The organism is Yersinia sp. 2545 StPb PI (assembly GCF_052217125.1).
In the GTDB taxonomy this organism is placed as follows: domain Bacteria; phylum Pseudomonadota; class Gammaproteobacteria; order Enterobacterales; family Enterobacteriaceae; genus Yersinia; species Yersinia enterocolitica_E.
In genome coordinates this window covers 25,503-50,631 of the sequence record NZ_JAZGPY010000001.1, presented here as the reverse complement: position 1 = coordinate 50,631, position 25,129 = coordinate 25,503, and the positions used below count along the sequence as shown (strand labels likewise).

Genomic DNA, 25,129 nt, shown 5'->3' with positions numbered 1-25,129 from the left:
CCCAAACTCACCTACGCTGATTGATTTGCATCAGAGACACCGCATAACGGAGAAGAACATGGCAGTATTTAGCAACGTTTTTGGCAGCTTTGAAAATATGAAAGTCGGTAAAAAGCTGGGATTAAGCTTTTTCCTGATGTTGTTGCTGGTCGGGATCATCGCCGGTACCACCGCTTATCATTTCTCCGTGATTGAAGATCATGCTTATAAAGTTGACCTGAGTTACAAAGTTAACGATGAATCCAATCAGGCAAAATATAATCGCGCATTATATGAACGTACCTACTCTCTGCAATACATCAAAGAAAATTCTCAACATATCAATAATATAAAAAATCTTCTGACCCAGAGCGAAAGTCTTAGTTGGTCGGCAGATAACCGCAAAACCATTAGCAGTATTTCCGATGTGGTAGAGGAGTATCTGCAGCAGCAGAGTAACTTCGTCAATGCCGTAGCCCATAAAGATGATGTGCGCAAAAGCTGGAATATTTCTGAAACCCAGAAGAACCTCAACGAGCTGCAACAAAGCCTACTTAATGAAGGGGCAGATACCAATACCCAAATCCTGCTAGCAGAGATGAACCAGAAGTTGATGACCGTACGCTACAACGCACGCGGCTTATTGCTGGATCGCAACCAGGATGCAGAGTCCTCGCTGATTACCTCAATCAATATCGCTAATAGTGCCGCAAATGCTTTTATGCCGGTGCTATCGGCCGAACAGCAAAAGCTGCTGGCTCCGGTTATCTCCAGCCTGAGTACCTATAAAGATAACGTACTGGCCTATTTACCGGCTTATCAGCAAGAGCTGGAGACCGGTAAAGTGATGGAGTCGAATGCCAACGAATTGAATAAACTGGCCACCCATCTGTTCACCCAAGAGCTGCAAGGGACCCACGCAGAAATCAATAATGCGCAATTGCAGTTAACTATTGCTGCCATTGCCGCACTGCTGTTTGGTCTATTGATTTCATGGCGCATGACCCGCCAGATCACGGTACCACTGCGCACCACACTGGCGATGGCAGAGCGCATTGCTACCGGTGATTTAACTGCGGCGACAACATCAAACCGTACCGATGAGTTGGGCCTGTTGATGAATGCCGTCGCCCGGATGAATGAAAACCTGCGCGCCATGATTGATGAGATCCGCATTGGTGTCAGTCAGGTGTCTCATGCCTCCGGCGAAATTGCTGCCGGTAATACCGATTTATCTTCCCGCACCGAACAGCAGGCTGCGGCTGTAGAGGAAACCGCTGCCAGCATGGAGCAGTTGAATGCCACGGTTAAGCAGAATGCCGATAATGCCCACCATGCTAATCAACTGGCAACCGAGGCATCACAAACCGCACAACAGGGCGGTAAGCTGGTTAACGATGTGGTGCGCACCATGAACGATATCTCCGGTAGCTCCAAACGTATCTCTGAGATTACTTCAGTCATTAACAGTATTGCTTTCCAGACCAATATCTTGGCCTTGAATGCTGCGGTTGAAGCCGCCCGCGCCGGCGAGCAAGGCCGTGGTTTTGCCGTTGTCGCCAGCGAAGTTCGCAATTTGGCACAACGCAGTGCACAAGCGGCGAAAGAAATTGAAGGCTTGATTGGCGAGTCAGTGACTCAGGTAAATGCCGGAACCACGTTGGTGCAAAATGCCGGGCAAACGATGGAGAATATTGTCCGCTCAGTGACCCATGTGCGCGATATTATGGCGGAAATTGCCTCAGCATCCGATGAGCAGAGCCGTGGTATCACGCAGGTTAGCCAGGCTATCTCTGAAATGGACAGCACCACTCAGCAGAATGCGGCCCTGGTGGAAGAGTCTGCCGCCGCCGCCGACTCACTGGCTGAACAAGCCATTTTACTGGCACAGGCCGTCGCCGTGTTCCGCCTATCCGATGCAGAGGCAGAATCGGCACAGAAAAACGTCGGTGCATCCGTGGCACCTAAAAGTACCCCAACACCTCGCTCTGGCACAGAAAGCAGTCGCACCACTCAGCACGATAATTGGGAAACCTTCTGATTATCCGCTAAACCGCGTTACCCGGCAGGAGTAGCCAATGCGGTTACTCCTGCCTATCTCGTCGTTTCGCTCAATCCTATCGATAACCTCTTTTACCTTGGAACCCTGCGGTCAGGCAGGGTATTCTGATTCTCCCTTCCCAACGCAGACAAGGAGAGCAGATGAAGTATCCTCAGGTTTATATCGGTAAAATCGAGCCTTATAACGGCAGTTCCCCGAGCGCGATTGGTAAACGTCAGGTTCAGGGTGGCATCATGCTCACGACGCTGGGATTGGAAGGGGATGAACAAGCCGAGACCCGCTTTCACGGTGGGCCGGACCGCGCCTTATGCCATTATCCACGAGAACACTACTCCCACTGGATAGAGCGATTCCCTGCACAGGAAGATATTTTCGCAGCACCAGCCTATGGCGAAAATATCTCAACCCTCGGCATGACGGAACAAAATGTCTATATGGGGGATATCTACCGCTGGGGAGGGGCAATCATTCAGGTGACTCAACCGCGTTCACCTTGTTACAAGCTCAACTTCCATTTCGCTATCGAGGAAATGTCGGCACTGATGCAGCAGACCGGTTATTGCGGCTGGCTGTATCGCGTAATTTCCACCGGTATTGTTAGTGAGGGCCATGCATTAGAGCTGTTGGCGCGCACCAGTGATATCTCGGTGGCAGAAGCGATTGCCATCGCCTGGCATATGCCTTTCGATAAAGAACAGTATCACCGCTTGCTGGCTGTATCAGGATTATCCACCAGTTGGAGTAAAACTATGCTAACGCGTCTTTCGCAAGGAAAGATCGAGGATTTCAATCGGCGGTTATTAGGTTCTTGATGTATTAATTATCAAATAATACAACACACGATCTTGCCAAGGACGGCAAGTTATATGAAAGAGCAGTAATTAAATAGGTAATTTTAATCACCACCTTGAATATATGATTGGGTTGTATTTGTAAATTTTATTAGAAATGATGATTATTTACTCCAATCCTCAATTCGCAGCTTTTTAACTCTTTCAAACTCTCTAATGTTATTAGTCACTAATATTGCTCCAGCCGAAATTGCGTGTCCGGCTATTGCTGCATCATTTCCGCCAATTGGCGTACCCTGCTTTGCCAGCTCAACTTTAATATTAGTGGTAGCATCTACAGCCGCTGCATCCCACGACAAGATAGCATCTAATCGTTTCACAAATTCATCTACTAAATAGTTATGTTTCGGTGATGCTTTCTTACCAATTGCACCAAACCGCATTTCTGAGTATGTAATGGCTGAAACGACTATTTTATTCTGATGCTCAATACACTGTTGTAATTTTATAATTAATTCAGCAGGGCGTTCCCGCATAATAAAAGAGCAAATATTCGTATCGAGCATATATATTCTTTTCATCATAATTCGAAGCGTCCCTCTTCGATAACGTCTTGTCTTTCCGTAAGAAAATCGTTATCCGCTTTATCTTCATCCATGAATGATACCCATGTAGGGCGGATAGGTCTTAAAATGATATTATCGCCATCTTTGAGTATTTCCAGTTCGGTGACACCCGCAAAGTCCATATCTTTTGGTAAACGTATTGCCCGATTTTGGCCATTTTTGAAAATAGAGACTGTTCTCATATTTTTACTCCTGATAATCGTGTCACTAAAGACACTAGCATATGCTTAGCATATGTCAAGAGAGATGAAAACCCACAACAAACCGGGTAGCGGCCATGCCACACACCCGGTTATTTCGAAAGTCGCAATTAGAACGCTTTTTTCGCGTAGCCGGTCACTTCTTTCAAGCCCATCTCACGGCCTAATGCCGTCATTGGGTGTACCACCACAATACCGCGTACCGCTTTCTTCAGCGTGCCCATATCCGCCTGCTCTTTTTTAGTAATAGCACGGCTGAACGGCAGTTGAGCTAGCTTTTGTGCTTCAGCACTCAGGTTTTTAACCCGCACTTCTTTCAGGCGCTGAATTTCAGCCGCCAGTTTCTCTTTTTCTTTCATATGCTGCGCGATCAAATCCATATTACCCTGTTGGATCACGGTAGGGTCTTTGTGGTTCAACGCATCCAGCATATCGCTTAGACGTTTGATTTCTGCATGTTCTTTCATAGTATTGGCCCGTACATGCCACTGATGGGCACGATATTTCGCTAAAGTTGGGGATAGGATAGCACTGATTGTGCATCAAGATAGAGAGTGTATCAGGATGCGTGCTTTTCAGCAGCAGCCTCCTGTATTGGTTGCCACTGCATGCCGGCCGGTAGGCTGCTAATTTCACAAGCAACCTCCCCGAGCCTGACCAAAGCTTGGGTATAGTGGTGGTTGAACGGATAACAGCACGAGAGGCGAAAAGCATTACGATAGCGGCCACTCGGCGAGTAAAGCGTACCGGGGGTCAGGCATATCTGTTCTTGTAGCAATTGATGAAATAGCGCCACGGTATCGACACAAGCAGGGAACTCGACCCAGAAAACAAAACCCCCTGCTGGTTGGGTCACTTTGGTCCCACGAGGGAAGTACTGTGCAATGAGTTGCTGCGCCTGCTGTACTTGTTGCGCATAACGGCGCCGTAGCCCGCGCAGGTGGTGGTCGTAACCGCCAGACTCCAGAAACAGTGCCAGTGTTTCTGATAATAACGCCGGTTCCGCCATCGACGACACCGCTTTGAGCTTATGTAATGCCTCAGCGAAGCGGCCACCATCAATCCAGCCGATACGGAAGTCCGGGGCCAGTGTTTTGGTGAAGCTGGAACAGAACAGCACCCAACCGTCGCGGTCAAAGGCTTTTACCGCTGGGGACAAAGTAGAACCGAATTGTATTTCTGCATATAAGCCATCTTCTATCAGCGGCACCTGATGATCGTTCATCAACTGTGCCAGGCGCTTTTTCGCCGCCAGTGGCATCGTAAAACCTAACGGATTCTGCACCGTTGGCATAGCGATCAATGCATTCAACCGCCCCTCCTGAAGCAGTAACTCCAACACATCCAACGATAAACCTTGCTGTGGATCGGTTGGAATCTCCACGGCTTTCAGGCCAAGACTGGCAAGTAATGGCATCAGATAGAAATAGGTTGGCGATTCCAGCCCGACACAATCACCCGGCTTGGTGGTGACCCGCAACGCTAACTGCAACGCCTCCATACAACCATGCGTAATAGTGATATCTGCCGGATTAGCCAGCATCCCTAGGGTCATGGCGCGGCGGGCGATTTGCTGACGCAGGCGCTGGCATCCTGGTGGCAACGCGTACTGACTGATTAACTGCGGCTCACGACGCAATAGTGATGCCATGATGCGGCCCAACTTGGCGCTGGGGTAAAAATCCGCCGTTTGTGGACAGGCGAGCGAGATATTGGTAAAGCGAGGGTTTTGTTGTGCGGCAAATACCGTATCAATTAAATCCAGCACCTCATTTACCGGTTTGCCGACTGTCGCTGTTGGCACCACCGCCGTTGACGGACTACAAACATAAAACCCTGACTGCGGACGCGCTTCAATCAAGCCTCGATCCTCCAGCGTACGGTAAGCTGCCACCACCGTATTGATACTCACCTGATGGTTTTTGGCGTAACCGCGCACTGATGGCAGGCGGCTACCCGCCAGCAAACTGCCTTTCTTAATGGCCTGCGCCAGATTGTCAGCCACTTGCAAGTAGCGAATTTCATTCATAACAACGGGCATGGTGACAGTTCTCCGCAGGTTCAATGGGTACAGTTAAATCTTATACAAACTGTACCCACAACAATAGATAACTTCTGCTTCTGACGCCATAGCGGATTGCTGTTTATGCTGAATCTCTCGATAACATCAATAATATAATACCCACAGTAATTGGAGTTGCAGGTAGGCAACAAGCTTACTCACCCGTGCAGCTTCAAGTACGAAAGGGGAGGATATCCCATGCTAGACAGTGCTTTCATCAGTTACGTTACCGTTATGTCGATCACTCCAGGCCCAAATAACCTGTTATTAGCTGCATCTGGTGTCAATTTTGGCTTACGTCGTACCTTCCCAATGATGTTGGGGATTACCTTTGGCTGCGCGTTGCAATGTGCATTAATGACCACATTGTTGGCATTAATTCTCAGTTGGCTGGGGGTAATTCGCTTGCCACTGGTGACGCTGGGATGTGCATATTTATTCTGGTTATCGTGGAAAATTTTTAATTCCGGTAGCCCGAAGTCAAGAGATGGCCAGCAACCAATGGGGTTTATCCAGGGGGCTTTATTCCAGGCCATTAATCCAAAGGCTTGGCTGATGGCTATGAATGTCGCCATCTTATTTACACCACGTGAAGGTGCTACGCTGAGCCATACCCTACTGATTGTTAGTGGTTTTGCTCTGTTAAATCTGCCTTGTGTGGCCGTTTGGGCGGTGATGGGGGATCAGTTACGCCATGCGTTACGGGTTAACTGGAAACTACGATTATTCAATGGAGTGATGGGGGGCTTGATGGCAATAACAGCATTGTGGCTGTTAGTTGACGAATGGCTCAGTGTGTTGCCGTAACTCAGGCATGACCGAGTGGTGACAGCTTGGAAACCTGTTTTAAGCTGATGCGGGAGAGCAATTCTGTAATCGAGAGCACCATGGTGGAACGCACCATTTGCTGATAACGCTGGCGTTGCATGGCAATCAGCGACGCGTCTGCTTCATCCGGGCGCAGGAAAGTGGGCACTGGCGGCAATTCAGCCACACAATGTAATTCACCAAATGGCCCGAGGATTTCGTCATCAGTAAAGCGATACTCGGTGCCATCATGGTTTAACTCCTCACGAAGCGCCATCAATAGCTCAGCATCTTCGTATTCATGACGGGTGATCACACCCAAGGCATAAACCAACTTTAGTCGCACAGATAGCTCACCAAGCGGCCCATCGCCAACCAGCAATGGCTCCACGGCATATTTCACCGCATAGTCATCTTTACGAAAAACCTGCACCACGAGAATATTCAGCGCTTCTGCCAATAATTCGACAGCAGCCATCAGGAAACTCCGAACGGTCTTGCCTGCGTTCAGATGCTCAAGTACCCGATTCTCAAATGCCTGTGTTTTTTCAATCATCGCTTGTCACTGAGGTGGTTTCAGAATATCGGGCTACGAAAAGATAAATACCGCGCAATCTGACACGGTATTTATCCCCGTCATACTTCAAGCCGCATGTGCGTTGGCTACGTTCAATAACCCGAATCACTTGACTGCGTAAGCTCATCGGGATTAATGAGCCTCATCCTGGAGGCTCACCCTACGGGCTAGCATAAATGCTGTACAAATCGGTTCCCGACCGATTTGTATCTCGCTTGTCGCCTTCCCGCAACTCGAATTATTTAGGGTATATCACCTAACGCAAACTCATTTTGTTCATCACAAAATTAGTGCGTCAGCTTGTCCTGCATGGCGTTATACACACTCACCGCCTGTTCGACAACCTCGCCATCAGCGGGTAAGCCTGAAATTTGCGCCAAAGCAGCTTTCGGCCCCAATTTCGCCAGTAATTCAACCAACTCCTGAGCTTGTGAGTCTTGCTCACTGCGATAACTCATGGCCGCCGCAATACCGGTTACCAGATTGGTGTGTGGCAGTTGATACTCAAGTGTACCCAATAGCGGTTTGATCAATCGATCACCGGCACTCAGTTTACGCAGTGGCTGACGGCCAACACGTTCAACATCGTCATGCAGGTAAGGGTTCTCAAAACGGGAGATGATTTTATTGATATAAGCGGCATGTTTTTGTGGATCAAAAGCATAGCGTTTAATCAGCACTGCACCGCTCTCTTCCATCGCGCCTTTCACTGTCTGGCGTACTGCTGGGTCCAGAATGGCATCACGGATGGTTTGATGGCCGGCCAGTTGCCCCAGATAGGCCGTTATCGCATGACCGGTGTTCAGGGTGAAGAGTTTACGCTCCACAAACGCCATTAGGTTGTCGGTCAACTCCATACCTGCGATTTCCGGTGGCTGCCCTTTGAACTGGGTACCATCAACAATCCACTCACTGAAGGTCTCTACCGTCACTGCCAGAATATCTGTACTGCCCGCTTCTGATGGCGGCACAATACGGTCTACCGCGGAATCGACGAAACCGACATGTTGCTCAACCCACGCTTGTTCACTTTCCGGTAACGCAGCGAAGACATGCTGTTTTAACTGGCTGGTACCGCGCACCATATTCTCACAGGCGATAATATTCAGCGGACGAGTATTACCTTGTTGATGACGAGCGACTAAGCCTTGTGCCACGGTGCCGGCAATACGTGCCAGAATCTGCGGTCCAACAGCGGTGGTGACAATATCGGCATCAGCAATCAGCGCCACCACGTCTGGGCTACTACTGTTTACTGCACTCACGTTTTTGACTTCTTCAACCCGCGCCTGCTCACCAACCACATTGACCTGATAACTTTTACGTTTATTCAGTTCGTCCAGCAGCGGCTGGTTAACATCTGCGAAGGTCAGTTGCGCACCGGCATCAGCAAGAAGTTTACCAATGAAGCCCCGGCCAATGTTACCTGCGCCAAAATGTAATGCTTTCATATTCGTTACCTTTTGCTGTAGAAGGGCCGTTTCTCCCAACGGCCCTATTCAGTTATTGCTGGGTTACTTTTTGCCACCCAATAAGTCCAATACTTCCTGCACGCTGGTAGTTTTACTTAAGCGCTCAATCACCGACTCATCATCCAGCGCATTCGTCAGGCTGGTAATAACATGAATATGCTCATTATTACGGGCCGCGATACCAATCACCAAACGCGCCACTTCATCTTCTTCGTCACCAAAGCGCACGCCGTCAGGGTATTGGCAGAATACTACACCGGTTTTCAACACACGGTCTTTCGCTTCAATGGTACCGTGTGGTACCGCGATAGATTCGCCCAGATAGGTGGAGGTCAGTTTTTCACGTTCCAACATCGCTTCAACATATTCCGGCTCAACATAACCGCCCTTCACCAACTGCTCACCAGCGAAGCGAATAGCTTGCTCTTTGGTGGCTGCGTGTTGATTGAGGAAAATATTCTCCGCGCCCAGCTTGAACAAGTTGGCTTCAGAGGCTTCAAAGCTATCGTCCAGCGTTTCAATCACTTTCTGAGTGCTTGCTGTCGTGTTAGCCGCCTCCACCAAACGTGCTGTCAGGTTGGTGTACAACTGGCTATCAAGGAAGTTGGTCAACGAGATATGTTGTGCCTGTGGCGCATGGCGCATGGCTCGCTCAGTCAAATCACGGTGGGTGATAACCAAGTCCACATCTTCTGGTAAGTTGTTGATAGCACAGTTAGTCACCGAGATATGTCTCAAGCCCGCATCTTGTACTTTCTTACGCAGCACACCGGCCCCCATCGCACTAGAACCCATACCCGCATCACAAGCTACGATGATTTTACGTACGGTGGTCAGGTCGCCTGCGGCAGCGGCAGCATTCGCCGCTTGTGCGCCTTTAGATTGCGCTTTCATATCTTGCATACGGCGAGTCGCATCTCCCAGACTGTCTTCCTCGTCGTCTTTGACTTTAGAGGTTTTCAGCAAGATAGCAGACACCACGAAGGACACAGCAAACGCAGCAGCAACTGCAGCAATGTTGGCAAAATAAGCACCTTTAGGTGTCATCGCCAATACTGCCAGGATAGAACCAGGAGACGCAGGTGATACCAGACCGCCGTTCAGCACAGTCAGAGTGAACACGCCGGTCATACCGCCCAGAATAACCGCCAGCAATAAGCGCGGGTTCATCAGCACGTATGGGAAATAGATTTCGTGGATACCACCGAAGAAATGGATGATAGCCGCGCCGCCAGCAGATTGCTTAGCGTTGCCTCTACCGAAGAACATGTAAGCCATCAACACACCCATACCTGGGCCTGGGTTTGCTTCGATCAGGAAGAAGATAGACTTACCGGTTTCAGTCGCCTGCTGGATACCCAGAGGTGAGAAGATACCGTGGTTAATCGCGTTATTCAGGAACAGGATTTTAGCTGGTTCGACGAAGATAGACGTTAATGGCAGCAGGTTAAGCTGCACCATGATATGCACACCAGCAGCCAGTGCTTTAGACAACACTTCTACAAATGGGCCGATCGCCATAAAGGCCAAAATCGCCAACAGCATACCGATGATACCGGCTGAGAAGTTGTTAACCAGCATCTCAAAGCCGCTTTTGATTTTACCTTCAACCCAACGGTCAAAGTGTTTGATTGCCCAGCCACCCAGCGGACCCACAATCATCGCACCGAGGAACATTGGCATATCCGCACCAACGATAACACCCATGGTGGTGATAGCACCTACCACACCACCGCGATCACCCCCCACCAAACGGCCACCGGTAAAACCGATCAGCAGTGGTAACAGGTAGGTGATCATTGGGCCAACCAGTTTGGCTAGTGTTTCATTTGGCAGCCAGCCGGTTGGAATAAACAGTGCGGTGATAATACCCCAGGCAATAAACGCCCCGATATTGGGCATAACCATGTTACTGAGGAATCGGCCAAAATTTTGAATTCTGACCTTTGCGTCTGGTGAAAACATAAAACACCCCTATTGGTACGCGCTAACAATAAGAGCGCGATATAATTGTTTTGTTGAGGCAGTTCTGCAAAACCCGCCGGTGCTATCGAATACAAACACGCTGTATGCAAAACAAACTCTAGCATGCTCCTTTATTCACGCGTAGCTCACTGCATTTATGTGACATAAGTCACACCAAACCCCCTATTATAGGGGTGTGTTTGTTGACGCAGATCACACTAAATGACTGTAAGAAAACCACGACGACGAATTTTTAAGCTAAAAAGCTCGATAAGAGTGATATAAATCACATTTTGCGTGGGTTAGTTTGTTTTGAAAATGTGATGTTAATCACAAGTTATTTTTGCTCGTAGAGAGGAGATGAGACATTCACCCTGCTAATAACCTCTCAGACTCAACTCTCGGTAGAAATGTGTAATAAAATAACAGGGGGAAGGGGGCACATTATTGGAGCGGGTTTCGGTTGATATGGGTTTAGTGCTTAGGTTCGGATCAGGTTTCGGTTGATAAACGCTCAGAGGTCATTTTAGCTCAGTCGCCTCAACCGAGTTAAGGCCCATAAGCGTGGGCCTTAACAATCCGCGCTTGCGCACGTATCGCTTGCCTGCTGCGCAGGTTCCCTCGCTCAAATGTGCTTTTAAAGTCAAAAGAGAAAATCAAAACCTAAAGCGATGGTTTTGACGTTGAGCGCAATCAGGAATATTGCCGACAAGGAATGAGGGTAGAGTGAGCGGGCATGGACGCCCGCGAAAAGCGCGCTTGAGCAGGAGCGAATCGCGCTGGCTCGTCAGCCCGAAAGACGCGGACGGTTTACCCGCAGGGCAATATTTCGCGCAAGCGCGGGATTGCACAAGGGGCCACGCTTATGGCCCCTTTGCCGGTTGGTTCATCGCAGGTTAAGTAAATTCAGTTACTTTAACAACCGAACTTATTCACTTATCAAATACTAACCGAAAGAATAACTCGATCAGTCCTAACAACCGAACCGATCACCAAATCAAATCAAATCAACCAAAACCATCACTGCATGACACTCGCAACACTCTTCTGTGCCGTCATCATCGCCGGATACTTGGCGACTAAATTAGCCATCATCGTGTTATATAGCGCTGCTTGCTGTGGGGTCTGGAATTGAACGCCGCCATTATTGAAAGTGACCTGCGTTCCCTGCTGCTGCAAGAAATCACCAACTTGTGCCAGATCCTGCACAAAAGCAGAAATCACCGGCACTGCTGGGATCAACACATTGGCTGGCTGAGTCACAATATTATCGAAAGCTTTATTAAATACCACTTTCAAATCATCAGGCTGTTTCAATGCAGCAACCGCACTATCGGCTTGTGTTTTTGCCGTACGAATCTGTTGCACTAACAAGTTCAATGCACCTGCGGACTGCTGTAATGCATCACGCTTGGCGAGATAATCCTGCGCCACGCGAATCTCATTGATTTGAGCAATCGCCGGGCTCAAGCTGGCATCAACAGATTTGGTAAGCTGCTGTGAAAAAGTGACTAAAATCGCATAATCACTGACATAAGGGCCAAATTTCTGTTTTTGATCTTCGCTCAGTGTTGGCAGTTTCATCCCGCTACGCATCACTGTATTTTGCAGATAATCAATAAAAGCCTTACGTTGTTCTGGCTCTTTATCCCCGCAGGCGGTCAATTGGAACACCACCAGTAACGCCAGTAATGGCGCTAACCAACGTGAATATCGGGCTGTATTCAGTGCAAAAGTCATGTGAAACTACTCCTGTAGTAAGTACTTATTTTCACAAAATCCCATTCTTATCATCTAACGTGAGTAATAAGAATAGCTAAGGGGAGCGATATACGCTCCCCTGTGACCAGCCAAGTACAGAATTACTGTAATAACGAAATATCAGCAACCTGCAAGAATAGCTCGCGTAATTTACTCAGCAATGTCAGACGGTTGATCCGCACTGCATCGTCCTCTGCCATAACCATAACACTGTCGAAGAACTCATCGACCGTTTCTCGCAGAGCTGCCAGTTCCACCAGCGCTTCCTGATAGTGACCCGCAGCAAAGACTGGCTCCAGTTTGTCACGCAACACCACTAAATGTGTTGCCAGTTTCAGCTCTGCCGGCTCTTTTAACACCGAGGCATGCACATGGTCATTCAGGGTATCAGTGGATTTCGCCAGAATATTCGATACACGCTTGTTAGCAGCAGCCAATGTCGCTGCGGCATCCAGGGTACGGAAATAGGTCACCGCCTTCACCCGCGCATCAAAATCAGCCGGTTTGGTTGGACGACGAGCCAGTACCGCCTGAATAGTGTCAACGCTGTGACCTTCATCCTGATACCAGGCACGGAAACGGCCCAGCATGAACTCAATCACTTCATCGACCACGTTGCCATTGGTCAGCTTGCTGCCATACAGGCGCACCGCCTCTTCAGTCAGCGTTTGCAGATCAAGTGGCAAGTTCTTCTCGACGATAATGCGCAGTACTCCCAACGCCGCACGGCGCAGCGCAAACGGGTCTTTATCACCTTTCGGATGTTGACCAATGCCGAAAATACCGGCCAATGTGTCCATCTTATCGGCAATCGCTAATGCACAAGCAACTGGGTTAGATGGCAAATCATCACCGGCAAACCGTGGCTGGTATTGCTCATTCAGCGCTACAGCAACATCTTCAGCTTCACCATCGTGACGGGCATAGTGCATCCCCATCACACCTTGAGTATCGGTGAATTCAAACACCATGTTGGTCATCAGGTCACATTTGGACAGCAGACCTGCACGGGTAGCATGGTTAACGTCCGCGCCAATCTGTGCGGCAACCCAGCCCGCCAATGCTTGAATACGGTCGGTCTTGTCACGCAACGTCCCCAATTGCTGTTGGAACAGCACGGTTTCCAGACGCGGCAAATTGTCTTCCAGACGTTTTTTACGGTCAGTCTTAAAGAAAAACTCCGCATCAGCCAAGCGCGGACGAACCACTTTCTCGTTACCGGAAATAATCTGTTGAGGATCTTTAGATTCGATATTGGCAACAAAAATGAAGTTTGGCAGTAGGCTACCGGCAGCATCGTAAACCGGGAAGTACTTCTGGTCACCTTTCATGGTGTAGACCAGTGCTTCCGCAGGTACTGCTAGGAATTTCTCTTCAAACTTGGCGGTTAGCACCACCGGCCATTCAACCAGTGATGTCACTTCTTCCAGCAAGCTTTCACTCAGATCAGCAATACCGCCAATCTTCTGCGCTGCCAGTTCTGCATCACGCTTGATTATAGCTTTACGTGATTCATAATCAGCGATGACTTTACCGCGCTCCAGCAAAATCTGCGGGTATTGGTCAGCGTTATCAATAGTGAACTCAGCCTCACCCATAAAGCGGTGACCACGAATAATGCGGTCTGAATCGATACCTAACACAGTGCCTGGAAGCAATTCGCTGCCTAACAGCAGGGTTACAGTATGAACCGGGCGAACGAATTGGGTTTCTTTATCACCCCAGCGCATCAGTTTTGGAATAGGCAGCTTACTCAGCGCGCTATTCACCATATCTGCCAGCAGTAATTGTGCTGATTGGCCTTTGACATGGGCGCGGTACAGCAGCCATTCGCCTTTGTCAGTAACCAGGCGTTCAGCCTGATCGACAGTAATACCACAACCCCGTGCCCAGCCTTCGGCGGCTTTGCTCGGTTTACCTTCAGCATCAAAAGCTTGCGCAATGGCAGGGCCGCGTTTTTCAACTTCACGATCCGCCTGAGCCGCGCTTAAATCGGCCACTTTTACCGCCAGACGGCGCGGCGCAGCATACCAAACCACCTCACCATGAGGCAGGTTGGCGTTATCCAGTTCAGCAGTAAAGTTGGCAGCAAAAGATTCGGCCAGAGAACGAAGAGCCTTCGGCGGCAACTCTTCCGTGCCGATTTCCACCAGGAAAGTCTGTTGAGTCATGACAGCCTCTTAGTTCTGATTCTTTTTGCACATAGGGAAGCCCAACGCCTCGCGGGAAGCATAATAAGCCTCGGCGACAGCTTTGGTCAGCGTACGAATGCGCAGAATATAGCGTTGGCGCTCGGTCACCGAGATGGCTTTACGGGCGTCCAGCAGGTTAAACGTATGGCCAGCTTTCAGAATGCGCTCATAAGCGGGCAGCGGCAGCGGGTTTTCCAGTGCCAGCAGCGACTGAGCTTCTTTCTCATACTGCTCAAAGCAGGAGAACAGGAAATCCACATCGGCGTATTCGAAGTTATAGGTGGATTGCTCCACTTCATTCTGATGATAAATATCGCCATAAGTGGTTTTGCCCAGCGGGCCGTCGCACCAAATCAGGTCATAAACGCTGTCTACACCCTGAATGTACATCGCTAAACGTTCCAGACCATAGGTTATCTCGCCAGTGACCGGTTTACATTCCAAACCGCCCACTTGCTGGAAGTAAGTGAACTGCGTCACTTCCATCCCGTTCAACCACACTTCCCAGCCCAGACCCCAGGCACCCAAGGTCGGGTTCTCCCAGTTGTCTTCGACAAAGCGGATATCGTGGATAGTCGGGTCCAGACCCAGTTCTCTCAGCGAGCCTAAATACAGCTCCTGAATGTTGTCTGGTGAAGGCTTAATGATCACCTGGAACTGATAATAGTGTTGCAGGCGATTTGGGTTCTCACCGTAGCGACCATCGGTCGGGCGGCGTGAAGGTTGTACATAAGCGGCAGCGATTGGCTCTGGGCCAAGTGCACGCAGGCAGGTCATTGGGTGGGAGGTACCCGCGCCGACTTCCATGTCCAGTGGTTGAACAATGGTGCAGCCTTGGCGCGCCCAATAGTCCTGTAACGTCAGGATCAGGCCCTGAAAGGTCTTGGTATCAAACTTTTGCATGTTGGATTCGCACGCGATACAAGTGGATTAAAATGGAATGAGTCAGTATACCCGTTGACCGTAAGATATACAGCCAGAATCCGGCAAGATGCAACAATCAAGATCGATTTGTCGATAAAATGAGCCTTTCACTGTATTCCAACTGATTATTCTGCTCTGCGCCAACAAAGGTAAAGAGTCCGTCGATAGGTTGCTAATCAGCTAATGAACAGCGATCATCCTCTGCTAAGTCAGATAATAAAAAGGAAGACGAGTTATGAGTCTACAACGCTGCGGTTGGGTCACCTCTGATCCTCTCTATCTCGCTTATCACGACACTGAATGGGGTATCCCACGGACCGACAGTCAGGCGCTGTTCGAAATGCTCTGCCTCGAAGGGCAACAAGCCGGACTGTCATGGATAACCGTGCTGAAAAAACGTGAACACTACCGCAAGTGCTTCCATAATTTTGATCCGGTGCGTGTGGCGAAAATGGGGCCAGACGATGTAGAAAAACTGGTGCTGGACAGCGGTATTATCCGTCATCGCGGTAAGATTCAGGCCATTATCACCAATGCACAGGCTTATCTGGCCATGGAAGCCAACGGTGAGGATTTTTCGCGCTTTATCTGGAGTTTTGTTGATGGCGAGCCAAAAATTAACCATTGGTGGTGTCTGGCGGAGTCACCCGCAACCACACCCGTATCAGATGCAATGTCAAAAGCATTGAAAAAAAAAGGTTTTAAATTTATCGGTTCCACCATTTGCTACGCATTTATGCAGGCCAGCGGTTTAGTGAACGACCATCTGGCAAGCTGTTTTTGTCACCCGGATAACGCCGTAAAATGATTCGACCTTACCAACCAAGCGATCTCGATGACCTGATGCAATTGTGGCTGACCAGTACCATTGCTGCGCATCCTTTTGTGGCCGAACAATACTGGCACGAGAGCGCCCCGTTGGTACGGAATACCTATCTCCCGGCGGCACGCACTTGGCTATATTTGTCAGCGGAAACTACCGGTGATGCTAACCCCATTGCAGGCTTTATTAGTATTCTCGAAGAACAACTGGTCGGCGCGCTGTTCGTCACCCAATCCTTGCACGGTAAGGGGATTGGGCAAGCGTTGATGGATTACGTTCAACAGTGCTACTGCGCGCTAACTCTAGAGGTCTACCAACGAAATCAGCGTGCCTATCACTTCTATCGTAAACAAGGTTTTACCGTAGTAGGGAAAACCTATAATGCAGAGACCAAAAACACTATCCTGACCCTGCATTGGCAGCGCCCATTTAACTCATCCCTGCTTTAACTCTCCCTGCATCTGACAAATTTTAATAACCGGTTCAAATCCATAATTGCATTACTCTATTCCTGAGCCTATTTTCCTGTGGGAATTAAGTGAGGGATTTAATATGATAGGGACATTGCTAAATATCCAATTAGCCTTAATTTTCTTAATAACATCCTCCCAATTAGCCATTGCCGATGGCATTAAAATCAGAGAAGTTTGTTTATATTCTGAAGATAAATATCAAGTTGATACTGCCGTAACGGATAACATTGAATATAGTGGATGCAGTAGAAAGGTACGGGATGCCGCAGGCACGCTAGGCTGCACCTTCATCCCCGCATTGGCGATTTATAATTATGTTACCCATAGCCATTGTGATCAGGCGGATAAATTATGGCGTCAGATATCACATTGGTTTTCCGATGATAATCAAGACAAGGTAGTCTTGATTACCGGCAACACTCCTTTACTTGAGCCACAATCCTCCCGCCGCGAAAACAACAATAACCAAGCCAGCCCGCTCGCATTTATATTAAGTAAAGTTCATACGCAATTACATCATCAAGCCCTGACATTACCAGCCAGCGCAAGATTTTGTAAAACCTCGCTAGAGAATCTCCTCGCCGCGCGCTATCCCCGCAGCCCAGATGAAAACTGCCCTCATTGGGTATCAAAAGTCTTGGCAGATTTTACCCTGTTATTCGGTCATTCTGTGCGGGACTGGACACCAGAGCAACTACAGGATGTCGTCACGCGGATTGATGAACAATATACGACGGGCTATGCAGGTAACGATCAGGCCACTGAGGGTCATCTGGTCAGTGGTGTCCGTGCGATTATCCAACAATTTGGCTTGGCTGAAACCATCCGGCAGATCACCCGCGCATTTCGCTATGCCCAATTAAATTATGCCAATTATGTCGAACATAATCCCAACGCCACACAATCACCTGCCGCTGCACAAAGTCTTCCGTTAGGGGAATATTCACTTTCGCTGGAGTCTTATCACTATCCCGCCGAGCCACCTACCGTCCGCATTCGTCAGCGTAATGCATGGGTGACCAGACCCGACTTACATTTTGAGGTGGAGATCATTGATGCCAGCACCACAGATAGATCAACGATTACTCGTGCGCACACAGTGATGGACCATTGGTTTAATACTTATCTTTTCACACCATTAGAAACTGACCAGCAAGACAATCCTCTAACTGACCTTGATCGCACCATCAGTGCCGCACGCACCACCAGTACCTCGCTGTTGCTCGAGTTGGAAAACACCAGTAATGACTATCTGTTTGTGGTGGTGCGGCTTGAGGGCGAGATTGTTAGCGTGCTGGGGGCCGCGAAGGGGAACGCTAACGATGAGTTCTATATCGATGTTTCGGTGAGCGCACCGCGCAATGTGCTAACGCCAGATGCAGAGGGAAATATTCGCGGGGCAGGTACCGCAGCAGTGTATGAATTGGCTCGTTATCTGAAAGAAAAGGGGGTGAAAACACTACGTTCTACCGTTATTTCACAACCCTCTGCCCGAGTAAAAATGAAACTAGGCTTCAAACATGATGAGTTTTGATATTCCCCCCCTTCCACTTTTCGGAGAAAACGAATAGAGGTAAAACCATGAAATTAAAAGTCATAACTAATAAATTTATGTTGCTTTCATTAATAATATTATCGCCGATGACCATGTCTCATGAAATGGACCGCGACTGCATTAAGCATAATCATTTATCACCTAATAACAGATATATCCCTCAAATAAACAACACAAAGGTTTGTTTATATAATGAAGATGATTTTCAGGGAGAATCGATGTGCTTATCTCATGAGCAAGGAATCGATTTTATCGATCAAGATGATGAGGTTATTAGAAATGACAGTATATCCTCAATCTCCATTCCAAATGGCATGTTCGCCACCATCTATAAAAATGATAGTTACAATATGCCTTACTTTAATTTAGCCGAGTCAATCGGGCAGCGTGATTTAGCTGCTTTGGATATGGATAATCAAATCAGCAGCGTTATAGTTGCTAATTCTCCCCTTAAAGTCTGTAGTGAACGTTGTATCATTTTAAAGCGAATGCAATTTCCTTTATCCAAAATTTTCGCCTCATACTGGAACAATATAAATCACCCTAACAAACAGGTTTTATTAAGTTTCGATATTAATAATACCAGTGACTTTATGGTGGGTTTACCACAAGCCCCAGTCATATGGTTATCTAACAGAGAACTTTCCATTTTTGGCCAGGTTGGTGACGAACCATTGGTTTTCCATCTCCACCCAGATGCCAATCGTTTATCCCTGACATTCCATTTGAACAGTAACAGGATTGCGATAGATTATATGGAAAGTCGTGGAACCGAACAAATTGCCTTATCGCCCACCATTGAACTTGGCACCTTCCCATTCAATAATTCCCAGTTTGATGCAAGGTTAACCATTAATAACAATGCCAGCCAGCCACTGATCATCGACCAAATAGTGATGGTTGCCAGCACTGAAGATATTCAGCCTGTGCACCACAGAAGCGAACGGGATACCGCCGGAACATTAGGCTGTGCCTTTATTCCCGCGCTGGCGATTTATAATTACGTCACTCACAGCCGCTGCAATCAGGGCGATACGCTGTGGCGTAAAGTAAAACATTGGTTTTCTGATGATAACAAAGATAAATCGGTTGTGATTACCACCAAGCCACCCTTACTTGAGCCACAGCCACAACGCCCAGAAAATAGTGACAGCGCTGGACTGATGTTAACCAAGCTCGACACCCAACTACATAATCAGGCTCTTACACTCCCCGCCGCGGCGCAATTTTGTAAAACCTCGATAGATAATATCCTCGCCGAGCGCTATCCCCGAGACGTAAATTTAAACTGCCAACTGTGGGTAGCAAGAGTATTAGCCGATTTCACGCTGTTATTCGGTGATTCACTGCGCGACTGGACTCTGGATGTTCTACGCCGGGTATTAATGCAAATCCATACTAATGATACCACGGGCTATGCGGCCAGTGATCCGGCAGCAGAAAGTCGCCTGGTGAATGAGGTCCAGTTAGTTGTTCGTCAATTCGGAATAGATGAAACCATCCGCCAACTATCTCAGGCTTTTGATTATACGAGATTAAATTACGCACGTTATTTGCTACATAACCCTACCGCTACTGCCCCTCCCTCTGGTGCACAGCGCTTGCCATTAGGCACCTATTCACTCTCTTTAGCCTCTTATCATTACCCCACCGATCCGCCTACCGTACGAGTGCTTGAGAATGATCAGTGGGTCACCCACCCCGATTTATATTTTGATGTCGATATTTTTGATACCACCATTCCGATACGGCCAGATATCGATGCCGCCTTTATGGATGATGCCTTAGCGGCGGTAGGCGCATGGTCAGACATTTATAACGAGGCGCCCATCTATTACCACATAACTAGCGAACCCTGGTCGGAACATAACCGCACTATCGAAGCCGGGCGGATAAACAACTTCGTCCTGTATAGCGAATTGATCTCTTTCGAAAATAACTATGTGTACGTGGCGGTACGGCTGCAAGGAGATATTGTCAACATTCTGGCAGCCCGCAGAGATGAGACTTTTGAAAATAGTCACGAGAACTACTACATCGAATTTTTTGTGACTGATCCCAACTATGTGCTGCTGCCTGATGATGAAGGAAGTGTTCGCGGGGCCGGTAGCGCCGCACTGCACGGGCTGGCACGTTATCTACAACAACATGGGGTAAAAGTTTTACGTTTTCGCACCCCGAGTCAGCCCGCTGCGCGAGTAGCCACAAAACTCAGCTTCCAGCATGATGAGTTTTGATAGTTAACACTTTTACGGTTTCCTGAAATACCCGGCAGCGAGTAAAGCGCTTTTCTGTGCTTTTTCTGCCGACAAACACAGCATTTAGACTAACGCCACAGCACTATGAGAGTTTTCTCAATGGTATTCCCCCCCTTTTTACCGGATAACGATGGCAGATAAAAACCAGCAACAGGACTTAATGCTGGTTACTGATTTTTTAATCTGCTATTGGGCGACGTTATCTATCTTTTCGCCAAAATAGAGTGCCATTTAAGGGAAATTCAATGAAAAAACGCATTCTGGCCACGGTGGCCGCCGTTGCTGTGGCGCTTACGCTTTCCGCTTGTACTACCAATCCTTATACTGGCGAGTCTCAAGCCGGAAAATCCGGTTACGGTGCTGGTATTGGTGCGGCATTAGGGGCTGGCATTGGTATGTTGTCATCATCGAAACACGATCGGGGCAAAGGGGCGTTAATTGGCGCAGCAGCAGGTGCCGCGTTGGGTGGTGGTGCCGGTTATTACATGGATGTGCAGGAAGCCAAACTGCGTGAAAAAATGAACGGTACCGGTGTTAGTGTCACCCGTCAGGGCGATAATATCGTGTTGAATATGCCAAATAATGTCACATTTGATACTGACAGCAGCAATCTGAAACCCGCGGGTGCCAACACCTTAACCGGCGTGGCGATGGTATTGAAAGAGTATGATAAAACCGCCGTCAATGTGACGGGTTATACCGACAGCTCCGGTGCCAGAGCTCATAACATGACCCTTTCACAACAACGCGCCGACAGCGTGGGTAGCGCACTCATCGTGCAGGGCGTGGCCGCTAATCGTATTCGCACCAGTGGTGCAGGCCCGGACAATCCGGTCGCAAGCAACAGCACCGCCGCCGGTAAAGCACAAAACCGCCGGGTTGAAATCACCTTAAGCCCGCTGTGATTCTTAATACTTTCTCTGCGGATAGTGCCTCAGGCTTTATCCGCATTTTCATTACAGCAGCAGCCAATCGGTCATCATAATGACGCCAATCTAATGCGATAAGTACAACGGCGCGAGCCGGATAGAATATGCTCAACACGCTCAACCGGTACCCCTAACACCTGCTGGAACACGGCTAACTCCGCCCGACAAAAACCCTGGCAACTGGCCGCTGCGGCACAGATCGGGCAGTGATTTTCGATCAACAAGAGTGACCCATCAGCCTCCTGCTGCATTTGTGCCATATAACCTTCACGGCTGCGGATGGCCACCAGCCGCTCAACCCGCTCGGTCACACTATTTGCCCCCACCATCGCCTGACAATATTGAGTGCGGGTTTCCTGTTCGCGGCTATCAATCAGCAACTCAAGGGCGCTGTCACCCAATTGAGAACGGATTAAACCTAAGAGTTGTACCGTCAGTTCGCTGTGCGTATCAGGGAACTGCGCGTTACCCACCTCGGTTAGCTGCCATAATTGAATCGGCCGACCCACACCGCGCGTTTGCGCCTCGGAGACCACCAACCCCTCCTTAGCCAATTTGACGAATTGCTGCCGGGCCGCTTCACCTGTCGTGCCTAAAATCATCCCGGCATCACTCGCTTGCATCGGACCACGAGTTTTAAGCAGCATCAGTAGGCGTTTCGCCACCGATTGTGGCTGACTGGTGGTATGGTCGATATTCATATCTTCCCCGGTATCATTGCTAGGTTTTTTATTTTTGATCAATCAATGCCAGCATAACATTTTCCAAGCGCATGCTTGACTTATTATTAGTAACTGCCCTAAGTTATTCCAAGAATTTACTTGTTTAATTTTATCGTAACCACCAAATCAACTCAACTCAACAACCAGATTTCTGGCAGGATAGAAACGTGATAATAAATGATGCAAGCCGTTGGAGTGACCTGTTCTCCGGTAAAAATGCGGCCTTTGCCATAGCCCTGTCAGGTGGTGTGGTGTTACATGCCATCAATATCTACATCGCCACCACCATTTTACCGTCCGTGGTGCTGGATATTGACGGCCTGAGCTTGTACGCCTGGAATACCACGCTATTCGTTACCGCCTCGATCCTCGGCTCTGCCCTTTCTGCGCGCTTACTCAGTGGCTACGGGCCACGTAGCGCATACCTGTTTGCCTCGCTAATCTTTATGCTCGGCAGTGCGTTATGTGCCATGGCACCGAATATGCCACTGATGCTGCTGGGCCGCACTGTGCAAGGCTTAGGGGGTGGTTTCCTGTTTGCCCTTTCTTACGCCATGATTAATCTGGTATTTCCACAATCGTTATGGCCGCGGGCAATGGCGCTGATTTCAGGTATGTGGGGTGTTGCTACCCTGGTTGGCCCTGCGATTGGTGGCATCTTTGCTGAAATGAATGCCTGGCGTTTTGCGTTTTGGACGCTACTCCCCATCACCCTTATTTATGCCATTTTTACCTGGCGAATCCTGCCAGCGGGCCGATCCAATACCACGACAGCGTCGGCATTACCCGTCACGCAATTGATGTTATTAACCGCGATTGTTTTGACTATTTCTGCCAGCAGTATTGCCAGTAGCGGCCTAATAAACATGGTGGGTATGGTGTTTGCCATCTTACTGTTGCTGTTGTTACTGCGCATCGAGTCACGTGCCACCTCTCGGCTACTGCCAAAAGATGCATTGCGCCTTAACTCACCGCTGGCAGCACTCTATATCACCATTTCTCTGCTAGCGATCGGCATTACCTGTGAGATATTCGTCCCTTACTTCCTGCAAATCCTCCATGGTCAGTCACCGTTGATTTCAGGTTATATTGCAGCCACCATGGCGGCTGGCTGGACCCTTTCTGAAGTAATGAGCGCGGGTTGGAAGAAATCAGGCGTCCGCTGGGCGATTATCAGCGGCCCAATTATTGTGCTAGTGGGGTTAGTGGCACTGTCTATCTTGATGCCAGCCGGTTCACTCGGTGGTTGGCAACATATGGTGCCGATCGCTATTGCATTAACACTGGTCGGTTTTGGTATCGGTTTTGGCTGGCCACATTTGCTGACCCGTATTCTGCAAGTGGCTGCTGAAGAAGATAAAGACATTGCCGGAGCCTCGATTACCACAGTTCAGATGTTTGCCACCGCACTCGGTGCGGCGATGGCTGGCATGGTAGCCAACCTCTCTGGCCTTAATTCCCCAGGGGGAGTAGCGGGGGCAGAAAATACCGCCCATTGGCTGTTTATTCTGTTTGCCATCGCACCCGCATTGGCGATTATTACCGCACTACGTTGCGCTGCCATCAGTTCGCATACCCTGACGGCTAAAAATACCGCCCGCAGCGAAGCACAATAATTCGACGTCACCGACCTGCCAACGCAGGTTGGTTTTCATGCGTTGTAACATGACGAAGGTGATTAGCGCTTGATCCCACAATAGTGATCACTGGTATGCTGGCTTTAAATTTCACCCACCCAAAGTAATTGAGGTTGCGGGCAGGCATCAAGTGATGCAAACCCCGATGAACTTACACAGTCAAGTGATTCGGATTAGTGAATGAAGCTAACCCCCTACGACTTCAAGTATGAAGGGTAACGTCATTGGAGTTTGCGATGAAGCCTTCTATTGTGCTGTACAAAAGTATTCCCAGCGATCTGCATCAGCGTTTAGCCCAACATTTTACCGTAAACAGTTTTGATGGCTTAGCGCCTGATAATCAGCCAGAGCTATTGTCTGCGTTGCAACAGGCACAGGGGCTTATCGGTTCCGGCGGTAAAATCGATCAGGACTTTCTACAATTAGCACCGCGTTTGCGCGCTGCCTCAACCATTTCTGTCGGTTATGACAACTTTGATGTTGATGCCCTGAGCCAGCGTGGTGTGGCCTTGATGCACACACCAACGGTACTGACGGAAACCGTCGCCGACACCATGATGGCCTTGGTGCTGTCTTGCGCCCGTCGAGTGGTTGAATTGGCTGAACGGGTGAAAGCCGGTGAATGGCAAGATAGCATTGGCGATGACTGGTATGGTGTTGATATTCACCACAAAACTATCGGCATTCTCGGTATGGGTCGCATTGGGATGGCACTGGCCCAGCGGGCACATTTCGGTTTCAGTATGCCGGTGTTGTATACCAGCCGCCGCCCACATGAAGAAGCCGAAAAACGCTTTAATGCCCGTCGCTGTTCTCTCGATACCTTATTGGCTGAAGTTGATTTTCTCTGTATTACGCTGCCGATGACCGAGCAGACCTACCATATGATTGGCCGTGACCAACTGGCTAAAATGAAATCCAGCGCAATTCTGATTAATGCGGGCCGTGGGCCGGTTGTCGATGAGCCAGCGCTGATTGCCGCGCTACAAGATGGCACGATTCATGGCGCTGGGTTGGATGTGTTTGAACAAGAGCCGCTACCGATAGATTCGCCCTTACTCTCACTGCGCAATGTCGTTGCCGTGCCACATATTGGTTCCGCCACCACCGAGACCCGTTACAACATGGCTGCCTGTGCAGTGGATAACCTGATCGCCGCGCTAACCGGTACCGTGACGGAAAACTGCGTGAATCCGCAGGTTTTGCAGAAAGCCTAACCACGCCCATTGGCCTGCTAGCAGGCCAATTCCCACTCCTCCGCGCGTCTCCTCCCCATAAAATCCACTCAGGGATGAGGCTATTTCCTCACCAAAC

General features: G+C 49.0%; 21 protein-coding genes. 10 read left to right on the top strand and 11 right to left on the bottom strand.

What is annotated here, in order from left to right; translation table 11 throughout:
- Positions 1–58 precede the first annotated feature (58 nt).
- Entirely contained in the window at positions 59–2,020 is a 1,962-nt protein-coding gene (locus V1955_RS00210) for a methyl-accepting chemotaxis protein (protein ID WP_083161467.1), read from the top strand.
- Positions 2,021–2,181: 161 nt separating this feature from the next.
- Complete coding sequence (gene yiiM, locus V1955_RS00205) at positions 2,182–2,853, top strand: 6-hydroxyaminopurine reductase (protein WP_083161469.1); 672 nt, start codon at positions 2,182–2,184, stop codon at positions 2,851–2,853.
- 143 nt (positions 2,854–2,996) lie between these two features.
- Here the strand turns inward: yiiM and V1955_RS00200 are convergent, their stop codons facing one another.
- From V1955_RS00200 to V1955_RS00185, 4 genes are all read right to left on the bottom strand, one after another.
- The gene (locus tag V1955_RS00200; protein WP_050086921.1) at positions 2,997–3,416 is read right to left on the bottom strand and encodes a type II toxin-antitoxin system VapC family toxin; all 420 of its coding nucleotides are present in this window, start codon (positions 3,414–3,416) and stop codon (positions 2,997–2,999) included.
- The gene (vapB, locus tag V1955_RS00195; RefSeq protein WP_050086923.1) at positions 3,413–3,640 is read right to left on the bottom strand and encodes a type II toxin-antitoxin system VapB family antitoxin; all 228 of its coding nucleotides are present in this window, start codon (positions 3,638–3,640) and stop codon (positions 3,413–3,415) included. The genes V1955_RS00200 and vapB overlap by 4 nt, the downstream gene beginning before the upstream one ends.
- A 128-nt stretch (positions 3,641–3,768) precedes the next feature.
- Positions 3,769–4,125, bottom strand: a complete 357-nt coding sequence (locus tag V1955_RS00190; protein WP_075337794.1) for a YibL family ribosome-associated protein — start codon at positions 4,123–4,125, stop codon at positions 3,769–3,771.
- A gap of 92 nt (positions 4,126–4,217) precedes the next feature.
- Positions 4,218–5,699, bottom strand: coding sequence for an aminotransferase-like domain-containing protein (locus V1955_RS00185; RefSeq protein WP_372568441.1), 1,482 nt, complete (start codon positions 5,697–5,699; stop codon positions 4,218–4,220).
- Between the two features lie 219 nt (positions 5,700–5,918).
- Between V1955_RS00185 and V1955_RS00180 the strand changes: the two genes are divergently transcribed.
- Positions 5,919–6,527 carry a LysE family translocator gene (locus tag V1955_RS00180; protein WP_083161473.1) on the top strand — a complete coding sequence of 203 codons (609 nt, stop codon included), beginning with the start codon at positions 5,919–5,921 and terminating at the stop codon, positions 6,525–6,527.
- 1 nt (position 6,528) lies between these two features.
- On the opposite strand, the gene V1955_RS00175 is transcribed toward V1955_RS00180, so the two are convergent.
- The 6 genes from V1955_RS00175 to glyQ all read right to left on the bottom strand — a co-directional run bounded on the left by V1955_RS00175 (position 6,529) and on the right by glyQ (position 15,397).
- Positions 6,529–7,083: an MltR family transcriptional regulator gene (locus V1955_RS00175; protein ID WP_005186837.1), complete on the bottom strand. Its 555-nt coding sequence runs from the start codon at positions 7,081–7,083 to the stop codon at positions 6,529–6,531.
- 308 nt (positions 7,084–7,391) lie between these two features.
- The gene (locus V1955_RS00170; protein WP_420072742.1) at positions 7,392–8,555 is read right to left on the bottom strand and encodes a mannitol-1-phosphate 5-dehydrogenase; all 1,164 of its coding nucleotides are present in this window, start codon (positions 8,553–8,555) and stop codon (positions 7,392–7,394) included.
- 63 nt (positions 8,556–8,618) lie between these two features.
- Positions 8,619–10,541, bottom strand: coding sequence for a PTS mannitol transporter subunit IICBA (locus V1955_RS00165; RefSeq protein ID WP_420072743.1), 1,923 nt, complete (start codon positions 10,539–10,541; stop codon positions 8,619–8,621).
- 1,020 nt (positions 10,542–11,561) lie between these two features.
- Positions 11,562–12,281 carry a DUF3053 domain-containing protein gene (locus V1955_RS00160; RefSeq protein WP_083161480.1) on the bottom strand — a complete coding sequence of 240 codons (720 nt, stop codon included), beginning with the start codon at positions 12,279–12,281 and terminating at the stop codon, positions 11,562–11,564.
- A gap of 122 nt (positions 12,282–12,403) precedes the next feature.
- Positions 12,404–14,473 (bottom strand): glycine--tRNA ligase subunit beta, encoded by a 2,070-nt coding sequence (gene glyS, locus V1955_RS00155; protein WP_442820409.1) that lies wholly within the window; start codon positions 14,471–14,473, stop codon positions 12,404–12,406.
- Positions 14,474–14,482: 9 nt separating this feature from the next.
- Complete coding sequence (gene glyQ / locus V1955_RS00150) at positions 14,483–15,397, bottom strand: glycine--tRNA ligase subunit alpha (RefSeq protein WP_005186828.1); 915 nt, start codon at positions 15,395–15,397, stop codon at positions 14,483–14,485.
- A gap of 256 nt (positions 15,398–15,653) precedes the next feature.
- Between glyQ and V1955_RS00145 the strand changes: the two genes are divergently transcribed.
- The 5 genes from V1955_RS00145 to V1955_RS00125 all read left to right on the top strand — a co-directional run bounded on the left by V1955_RS00145 (position 15,654) and on the right by V1955_RS00125 (position 21,432).
- A complete protein-coding gene (locus V1955_RS00145) occupies positions 15,654–16,226 on the top strand; it encodes a DNA-3-methyladenine glycosylase I (protein WP_083161484.1) in 573 nt (190 codons plus the stop codon).
- Positions 16,223–16,690, top strand: coding sequence for an N-acetyltransferase (locus tag V1955_RS00140; protein WP_083161486.1), 468 nt, complete (start codon positions 16,223–16,225; stop codon positions 16,688–16,690). Before V1955_RS00145 ends, V1955_RS00140 begins: the two co-directional genes overlap by 4 nt.
- Positions 16,691–16,793: 103 nt before the next feature.
- Positions 16,794–18,248: a GNAT family N-acetyltransferase gene (locus V1955_RS00135; RefSeq protein ID WP_442820408.1), complete on the top strand. Its 1,455-nt coding sequence runs from the start codon at positions 16,794–16,796 to the stop codon at positions 18,246–18,248.
- Between the two features lie 239 nt (positions 18,249–18,487).
- On the top strand, positions 18,488–20,506 hold the full coding sequence (locus V1955_RS00130) for a GNAT family N-acetyltransferase (protein ID WP_442820407.1): 2,019 nt from the start codon (positions 18,488–18,490) through the stop codon (positions 20,504–20,506).
- A gap of 266 nt (positions 20,507–20,772) precedes the next feature.
- Complete coding sequence (locus tag V1955_RS00125; protein WP_083161492.1) at positions 20,773–21,432, top strand: OmpA family lipoprotein; 660 nt, start codon at positions 20,773–20,775, stop codon at positions 21,430–21,432.
- Between the two features lie 74 nt (positions 21,433–21,506).
- Here the strand turns inward: V1955_RS00125 and V1955_RS00120 are convergent, their stop codons facing one another.
- Positions 21,507–22,157 carry a helix-turn-helix transcriptional regulator gene (locus V1955_RS00120; RefSeq protein ID WP_372568435.1) on the bottom strand — a complete coding sequence of 217 codons (651 nt, stop codon included), beginning with the start codon at positions 22,155–22,157 and terminating at the stop codon, positions 21,507–21,509.
- Positions 22,158–22,351: 194 nt separating this feature from the next.
- Between V1955_RS00120 and V1955_RS00115 the strand changes: the two genes are divergently transcribed.
- Together V1955_RS00115 and ghrB are read left to right on the top strand one after the other, a co-directional pair.
- Positions 22,352–23,794, top strand: coding sequence for an MFS transporter (locus V1955_RS00115; RefSeq protein ID WP_193784851.1), 1,443 nt, complete (start codon positions 22,352–22,354; stop codon positions 23,792–23,794).
- 257 nt (positions 23,795–24,051) lie between these two features.
- Positions 24,052–25,032, top strand: a complete 981-nt coding sequence (gene ghrB, locus V1955_RS00110; protein ID WP_442820406.1) for a glyoxylate/hydroxypyruvate reductase GhrB — start codon at positions 24,052–24,054, stop codon at positions 25,030–25,032.
- Positions 25,033–25,129 lie beyond the last annotated feature (97 nt).

Excerpts from the sequence above, each read along its gene's own strand:
- V1955_RS00210 (WP_083161467.1), top strand. The coding sequence starts at position 59 with ATGGCAGTATTTAGCAACGTTTTTGGCAGCTTTGAAAATATGAAAGTC.
- yiiM (WP_083161469.1), top strand. The coding sequence starts at position 2,182 with ATGAAGTATCCTCAGGTTTATATCGGTAAAATCGAGCCTTATAACGGC.
- V1955_RS00200 (WP_050086921.1), bottom strand. The coding sequence starts at position 3,416 with ATGATGAAAAGAATATATATGCTCGATACGAATATTTGCTCTTTTATT.
- vapB (WP_050086923.1), bottom strand. The coding sequence starts at position 3,640 with ATGAGAACAGTCTCTATTTTCAAAAATGGCCAAAATCGGGCAATACGT.
- V1955_RS00190 (WP_075337794.1), bottom strand. The coding sequence starts at position 4,125 with ATGAAAGAACATGCAGAAATCAAACGTCTAAGCGATATGCTGGATGCG.
- V1955_RS00185 (WP_372568441.1), bottom strand. The coding sequence starts at position 5,699 with ATGCCCGTTGTTATGAATGAAATTCGCTACTTGCAAGTGGCTGACAAT.
- V1955_RS00180 (WP_083161473.1), top strand. The coding sequence starts at position 5,919 with ATGCTAGACAGTGCTTTCATCAGTTACGTTACCGTTATGTCGATCACT.
- V1955_RS00175 (WP_005186837.1), bottom strand. The coding sequence starts at position 7,083 with ATGATTGAAAAAACACAGGCATTTGAGAATCGGGTACTTGAGCATCTG.
- V1955_RS00170 (WP_420072742.1), bottom strand. The coding sequence starts at position 8,555 with ATGAAAGCATTACATTTTGGCGCAGGTAACATTGGCCGGGGCTTCATT.
- V1955_RS00165 (WP_420072743.1), bottom strand. The coding sequence starts at position 10,541 with ATGTTTTCACCAGACGCAAAGGTCAGAATTCAAAATTTTGGCCGATTC.
- V1955_RS00160 (WP_083161480.1), bottom strand. The coding sequence starts at position 12,281 with ATGACTTTTGCACTGAATACAGCCCGATATTCACGTTGGTTAGCGCCA.
- glyS (WP_442820409.1), bottom strand. The coding sequence starts at position 14,473 with ATGACTCAACAGACTTTCCTGGTGGAAATCGGCACGGAAGAGTTGCCG.
- glyQ (WP_005186828.1), bottom strand. The coding sequence starts at position 15,397 with ATGCAAAAGTTTGATACCAAGACCTTTCAGGGCCTGATCCTGACGTTA.
- V1955_RS00145 (WP_083161484.1), top strand. The coding sequence starts at position 15,654 with ATGAGTCTACAACGCTGCGGTTGGGTCACCTCTGATCCTCTCTATCTC.
- V1955_RS00140 (WP_083161486.1), top strand. The coding sequence starts at position 16,223 with ATGATTCGACCTTACCAACCAAGCGATCTCGATGACCTGATGCAATTG.
- V1955_RS00135 (WP_442820408.1), top strand. The coding sequence starts at position 16,794 with ATGATAGGGACATTGCTAAATATCCAATTAGCCTTAATTTTCTTAATA.
- V1955_RS00130 (WP_442820407.1), top strand. The coding sequence starts at position 18,488 with ATGTGCTTATCTCATGAGCAAGGAATCGATTTTATCGATCAAGATGAT.
- V1955_RS00125 (WP_083161492.1), top strand. The coding sequence starts at position 20,773 with ATGAAAAAACGCATTCTGGCCACGGTGGCCGCCGTTGCTGTGGCGCTT.
- V1955_RS00120 (WP_372568435.1), bottom strand. The coding sequence starts at position 22,157 with ATGAATATCGACCATACCACCAGTCAGCCACAATCGGTGGCGAAACGC.
- ghrB (WP_442820406.1), top strand. The coding sequence starts at position 24,052 with ATGAAGCCTTCTATTGTGCTGTACAAAAGTATTCCCAGCGATCTGCAT.